Origin of the sequence: Bacillus sp. JJ1474, assembly GCF_036965225.1 — a bacterium.
GTDB lineage: Bacteria > Bacillota > Bacilli > Bacillales > Cytobacillaceae > Cytobacillus.
In genome coordinates this window covers 1-6,582 of sequence record NZ_JBALPC010000266.1, presented here as the reverse complement: position 1 = coordinate 6,582, position 6,582 = coordinate 1, and the positions used below count along the sequence as shown (strand labels likewise).

At 37.4% G+C, this 6,582-nt stretch carries 5 protein-coding genes; 1 reads left to right on the top strand and 4 read right to left on the bottom strand.

What is annotated here, in order from left to right; genetic code table 11:
* The first annotated feature begins 124 nt into the window (after positions 1–124).
* Positions 125–445 carry a winged helix-turn-helix transcriptional regulator gene (locus V7164_RS24095; RefSeq protein WP_335344600.1) on the top strand — a complete coding sequence of 107 codons (321 nt, stop codon included), beginning with the start codon at positions 125–127 and terminating at the stop codon, positions 443–445.
* A 111-nt stretch (positions 446–556) separates the two neighbouring features.
* Here the strand turns inward: V7164_RS24095 and V7164_RS24090 are convergent, their stop codons facing one another.
* The 4 genes from V7164_RS24090 to allW form a co-directional block, all read right to left on the bottom strand.
* On the bottom strand, positions 557–1,828 hold the full coding sequence (locus V7164_RS24090; protein ID WP_335344601.1) for an MFS transporter: 1,272 nt from the start codon (positions 1,826–1,828) through the stop codon (positions 557–559).
* 72 nt (positions 1,829–1,900) lie between these two features.
* Positions 1,901–3,232, bottom strand: coding sequence for an allantoinase (locus V7164_RS24085; RefSeq protein ID WP_335355474.1), 1,332 nt, complete (start codon positions 3,230–3,232; stop codon positions 1,901–1,903).
* Between the two features lie 80 nt (positions 3,233–3,312).
* Positions 3,313–4,668, bottom strand: a complete 1,356-nt coding sequence (allB, locus tag V7164_RS24080; protein WP_335355473.1) for an allantoinase AllB — start codon at positions 4,666–4,668, stop codon at positions 3,313–3,315.
* Between the two features lie 136 nt (positions 4,669–4,804).
* On the bottom strand, positions 4,805–6,268 hold the full coding sequence (allW, locus tag V7164_RS24075; protein WP_335348147.1) for an allantoin permease: 1,464 nt from the start codon (positions 6,266–6,268) through the stop codon (positions 4,805–4,807).
* Positions 6,269–6,582 lie beyond the last annotated feature (314 nt).

The window sequence follows — 6,582 nt, the reverse complement described above, 5'->3', positions numbered from 1 at the left end:
CGTATAATAAATACATATATTTACTTTATAATCAAGGAAATATATGATAAAATTTGATAAAGATAACATTATAACTCTGGTTATTAATAATATACAACTATACTTTATTCTGGAGGTGAAATTAATGATTGAGCATGCAAATCAAAAGCAATTATGTGATAAAGTTGAGCATTCATATCACCTAATTAGCAAAAAATGGATAGGACTTATTATCCATACACTTATGGATGAACCAAAAAGATTTAGTGAAATACACGCCTATATTCCTGATTTAAGTAAACGCGTGCTAAATGAGCGCATGAAAGAACTTGAAGAAGATGGACTCGTGATTAGGAATGTGATCACTGACCGCCCTGTTAGGACAGAATACTCCTTAACTAGAAAGGGTACTGAATTGGGAAAAGCACTTCAAACAATTGAAAATTGGGCTGAAAAATGGCTATAATCGTTGTTGCAATCTTTCCTTATCAAATGCTTCATCACCATTTCCTCCAAAACAAAAGGGGCTATAACAGTGAATTTACACCTGTTATAACCCCTTTTTTAATATTCATCTCTATTCAACCGATTCTTTTACTTTTGTCCCTTCTTTAAAGAACATCATTAGCACGAACCCTACCGCAAGAACAATGACCGCTGAGTAAAATCCCGTAGCCATGCTGCCTGTTTTATCAGCAAGAAACCCAACAAACCAAGGGGCGATAATCGACGACATCATACCCATAAAATTAAAGAGACTGAAGGCAAGCCCATACGCTGATTTATCAACATTTTCGGAAACTGATGCTATCAGAAGCGGATCTAGCGCAATCTTACCAAAAAATCCATAAACCAATAATGCTGTGATCAATAATGCGGTATCATGAACATAGACAGTTGCCCATAATGCAATCGCTGCAATTGGAATCAGCACAAATGCGAAAGGCTTCTTCCTGCCTAAGCGATCCGAAATATAACTTGCGATAAGCGCCCCTGGTATCGAAGCTAATGGAACTAGGGCCGATATCAAACCAACTTGACTGCCGTGGAAACCTCTTTCGGTTTCCAAAAACTTCGGCAACCATGTGACAACGACTGTAAAGCCGTAAATAGAACAAAATAAGACTAGAAAGGTAATTAAGAGATTACGGTTTTTAAGTAAAGATAAAACCGAAACTTTTTCTCCTTTATTAGGCGACTTCTCTAGTAATTTACTTTCATTCGATGCCTTATCTGGATTTTTTTCTTTTACTAATACCGAAATAAGGATTCCGACTAGAACCGTAAGCACACCGAAGATATAAAATGGAACGCTCCAACTCATACCCTTTTCTAAAACTAATGTGCTAGATAAGATAAAACCTAAAGCAACCCCTAACCCTGATCCGCTGTTAATAATTGCACTGCCTACAGTTCTGCGTTTTTCTGGAATTGCTTCAGATGATAGGGCAAATTGGGGACCATAATATGTTGCTGAAGAAAGTCCTGCAATAGCACGAGCTACCAAAAAGCCTGTGAAGCCAGCCATGAGGCCACTGATGCCTGTCAAAACCCCATATAAAATAAACCCGATGGCGAGCAACTTTTTCCTGCCAAATTTATCACTGAAAGCTCCTGCAGGAATTTGAGCGATCGTGTAAGTCAGAAAGAAAATACTATTGACCAGCCCAAGCTGGCTGTTATTCAGGTTATACTCTAAGCCAATATTCCCTAAAATAGGATTCAAAAAATATTTATTTGCATTGATGAACATCCATCCTAACGTGAATGCAAAAACTACTTTCCACCAATATGGAATCATAAATTTCTTGCTCTTTTGCCCTTCATGATGTATTGCCATTGGTGCCATAAAAACAACTCCCCTTCATTTTAATTATTACTGCAGAGGAGTTAAGTTATAAAAAACCATTCCCCTACATTTTTATTTTTTTATTGGTTCGCCATTTTCGAACACTACTTTACCACCAACAATTGTTGTCTTCACTTTCCCTTTAAATGTCATACCTACATAAGGTGAGTGCTGATGACGGTAAAACAAATCTTCCTTCTTTAGTTCAAAGCTTTCATTCAAATTGACAATTGCCAAATCCGCATCATAATCAACTGCAATTGTTCCTTTAGTTGAAAGTCCGAACAATTTTGCTGGGTTTGCAGCAGTTAATTCTACAATTTTTTCTAATGGGAGATTTCGTTTAAAATGCCCTTCAGTCAACATGATATTCAATGTAGACTGAGCTCCAGAAATACCTCCCCATCCTTCAAAAAAGTTGTCTGTAATTGTTTTCATAGATGCCGGTGCTGGCGAATGATCAGATGCGATGACGTTAATTTCTCCGTTAGCAACTGCCGTCCATAAATCTTCAACTTCTTCTTCATCTCTCAATGGAGGTGCACATTTCGCCAATGCTCTTTTTTCCTCTAAATCTTTTACTGTCAACGATAAATAATGCGGGCATGTTTCAACTGTTACATTTACGCCTCTTTGTTTTGCATCGTTAATCACTTCGACTACTTTTCTGCTGCTTGCATGGACAATATGAAGTTTACATCCAGTTGCTTCTGAATAGGAAATAATTCTTCTAACTGCTTCAATTTCAGAAATAATCGGTCGCGATTCAACAAAATCTCTTGCTGTTGTTTTTCCTTGACTTTGTTTTTCTTGTGCAAGCTGTTCAGTAATAACTGTACTCTCTGCATGAACAGCAAGAAGGGATCCCAAGGATGCAATCTCTTTCATCCCCTTATAAATGGTTTCATCATCAACATTATTGAAATCCACAATTCCACTTGGTGACATAAATGCCTTAAATCCGATTACGCCATTTTCATGAAGATCTTTTAAATCGTCAATATTTTCTGGTACAAGTCCGCCCCAGAAACGAGGATTAACGATTGACTTTTCAGCGGCAGCAGTGCTCTTCAGCTCTAAATTTGCTTTATTAATTGTCGGAGGCGTACTATTCAACGGCATATCAAAGAATGTTGTAACTCCTCCGGCAGCTAAGCTTCTGCTTCCTGTCTCTAGTCCTTCCCACTCTGTTCTGCCTGGTTCGTTAAAATGGACATGTGTGTCAATTAAACCTGGCAGGATATGAAGTCCTTGTGCGTCAATCTCATTAACTGCTGTTGCCTCTATTGACTTGCCAATTGAGACTTCCTTAATTTTCCCTTCCTTAATTCCTATATCCCCTTGAACAATTGAATCTGCAGTAACGATTGTCCCGTTTTTAATAATTAAATCGTATTTAACCATGTTTCTTTCCCCCATTTTTCCCATTACCCTTGCCGATTTTTCAGCAAGGGTAAAAATTTTTTATTGATCCCTTGGATTAATTATTTAGCAGAAATAAGCTTACCTACAGGAGCTCCTACAATCCCTTTTTCTAAATCGAAAACGACGTTTCCGCGAACAATTGTTTTTGTTACACGACAGTCAATTTTTCTGCCTTCATATGCACTATGTTTGTTTTTGTAGTAAAGGTCTTCTCTTTTAACAACATATGATTGGTTAGGATCCACCAAAATAATATCCGCATCTTTCGAAACGGCAATTTCACCTTTATTTGACAAATTGAATCGTTCAGCCGGATTAGTAGCAATTAAATCAACAAACTTCTGTACTGGTAATCCACGTTGTTTTACAGCTAAATCAAACATTAGGTCAACATTATTTTGAGCTCCGCTAATTCCGCCCCATGCTTCCCAAAGATTTCCTTGCTTTAAGTCCTCAGTACAAGGCGAATGGTCAGATGTTAGCCAGTCGATATTCCCGTTAAGAAGCTCGTCCCATAATTTTGCTTGTTCTTCTGCTTTTCTAATTGGAGGCTGACATTTTGCTCTAGGACCAATTTCATCAACTTGTTCGGCAGTAAAGGCAAAATAGTGTGGGCAAGATTCAACTGTTACATCTACACCTTCTCTACGAGCTTGTAAAATAGCTTGAACAGCCTCTGAAGTACTAATGTGAACTAAATGTAATTTACAACCAGTTTCTTTAGCAAAAAGGATCGCACGCTGAACAGCTTCCACTTCTGTAAAAACAGGGCGTGATTCCGCATATTCTACTCCAGAATTCTTGCCTGCTTTAGCAAATTCTTTAGCAAGCCCAGATGTAACCGATGGATTTTCCGCGTGAATGCATAGCAACTGATCTAATTCCGCTAATTTTTCCATACCTTTATATAATGTGTAATCATCCACATTCGTGAAATCTCCAGGAACATCGCTCGTGATATCAGATAAGAAGCATTTAAAGGCAAGAACACCTGCATCTGCTAGTTCTTCCAACTCGTCTAGGTTCTCTGGCACGAGACCGCCATAGAAAGCATAATCAACATAGTTTTGGTTGCTTGCAGCTTCAAGCTTTAAGTCTAGAGCCTCTTTATTAATTGTTGCCGGGAGTGCGTTTAATGGCATCTCCACGTAACTTGTCGTTCCACCTGCCGCTAATGCTTTCGATCCTGTTTCAAAGCCTTCCCATTCTGTACGGCCTGGTTCACTGATGTGAACATGGGTATCAATCATTCCTGGCATGACATACTGTCCATTCGCTTCAATAATTTCTTTTGCATCTTCAGTAATTTGCTCCGCAATGCATGAAATTTTTTCGTTTTTTATGCCAATATCAACTTTACGAACACCATCCCGGAAGACAACATTTCCACCTTTAATTAGTAAATCAAATGTCATTATAAAAACCCCTTTCGATAAAAATAAAATTTATACCCACCGTCAAAATAGCCTATTTTTTGACATTCCCCTAGCCGCATTTCTTTAAAAATTGCCGCTAACACCCTAGTTTATATAGATAAACCCTTATTTCTAGCTACTTTTCTTCATTCAATTTCATCTGTTTCGAAAACTTAACAGCTTTACTATTAGGTAACTCAAGTAAAGCGTAAATAATAAAAGCAGAAATAATTCCTACAAACCACGAAATATCAGAAAGCGGTTTAAAGATTGGAACGAAATTCCCGATTAAGGAAAGCACGCCAGCAACAGTTAATGTAATAATGGCGTTCACATTAAAACCATTTTTATAATTGTATTTACCGTTTTTGGAATACAATTCGCTCAAGTCTATTTCTGTTTTTGTAACTACAAAATAATGAGCTAGCATGATACCCGTGATTGGAGCTAATAGGCCGCCGATCATATTTAAGAATGTAAAAATACTTGTCGCGTTCTCCATAAGTTTCCAAGGCATGACAACAATTCCTAATACAGCCGCGATTGTTGCTCCCGACTTAAAAGTTAGTTTTTTCGGGAATAGTGATGCTAGTTGGTAACCTGCAGGAACAATATTACCTGTTACGTTCACCGATAATGTTGTTAAAGCTAGTGTAAGAACAGATATTGCTATTGCAAAAGAACTATCAAATCGGGCAACTACATCAAGTACATTCCAAATTGGTGTACCAAAGGCAATTTCAGAGCCTACAATAATCGAAATACTTGCGATGGCAAACAATAAATAGGTCACAACTAAACCTAATGTTTGGCCAATAGCCTGATCCTTCGTAGAGCGAGCCAATCTTGTGAAGTCAGATACATTTACAATTGGAGCTGCCCAAGCAGCAATTATTACAGTAATAGCTGCTAAAAAGACAATTACTTTGTTTCCGCTGACTCCTGCACCTGTATAAGCTAAGATCGGGCCAACGCCGCCAGCTAATTTAATTGCCCAAATCGCCATACCGCCAAAAACTATATAAACAAGTGGAGAAAGGATATTTGTAAATTTACTTAATAACCCCATTCCTCCATAAATTAAAGCAACATTGAATAACCAGAATAATAGAAACGAAATTAACGCTGGCAACGACAATCCTAAAAGATTCCAATCCCCGCCTAACGTTAAATACGTTGGCCAAAGCTTTCCGATTAGAATTGATAACGCTTGACTTCCTGCATATGTTTGAAATCCAAACCACATGATTGCGCTAATAACACCTCTTAGCACACCTGCAATCATGGCACCCTTAGTACCAAACGATGTGCGTAAGAACATTGAGAATGGTAACCCGTATTTTGATCCAGCATGACCGTTAAAAACCAGTGCTGCTGCTAGTATGATTGACGCAAATATAATTGCGGCGAATACTTGTCCTGCTGACATCCCTAAGGCAAAAAGTCCACCAATGGCAATATAGTTAGGGATATTGTGAACGGATCCCATCCATATTGTTGCATAATTTCCGATCTTCCAATTTCTATCTTCTGGCTTCGGCGGCAACACGTCTTCGCTAAAACCAGCTGCTTTTAATTGTTCACGATTGATTTGTGTCATTTTTAACCCTCCTTGATTATGTGGAATTTACATTTTGATCACTAATCTATTAGTCAATCTACTAAATGTGCCGCTTTATTTTTTAAAATACTTATTCTTAATACCTCCCTTTTTAAATCACCAGGTTACTAATTGTAACAAGTAAACTTAATATACACATACTATACCGTTGTTCACAATACGTCAACAAAAATGTGTCTATTTTGTGAAAATCTTTTAAAACCATTTAAAACAATAGCTTTATGCTAAAGTAAAAATTGATTTTTTTTAAAAACAATAATATAAACACTTTTTACTAAAAGTATATTAGTGAT

Excerpts from the sequence above, each read along its gene's own strand:
- V7164_RS24095 (WP_335344600.1), top strand. The coding sequence starts at position 125 with ATGATTGAGCATGCAAATCAAAAGCAATTATGTGATAAAGTTGAGCAT.
- V7164_RS24090 (WP_335344601.1), bottom strand. The coding sequence starts at position 1,828 with ATGGCACCAATGGCAATACATCATGAAGGGCAAAAGAGCAAGAAATTT.
- V7164_RS24085 (WP_335355474.1), bottom strand. The coding sequence starts at position 3,232 with ATGGTTAAATACGATTTAATTATTAAAAACGGGACAATCGTTACTGCA.
- allB (WP_335355473.1), bottom strand. The coding sequence starts at position 4,668 with ATGACATTTGATTTACTAATTAAAGGTGGAAATGTTGTCTTCCGGGAT.
- allW (WP_335348147.1), bottom strand. The coding sequence starts at position 6,268 with ATGACACAAATCAATCGTGAACAATTAAAAGCAGCTGGTTTTAGCGAA.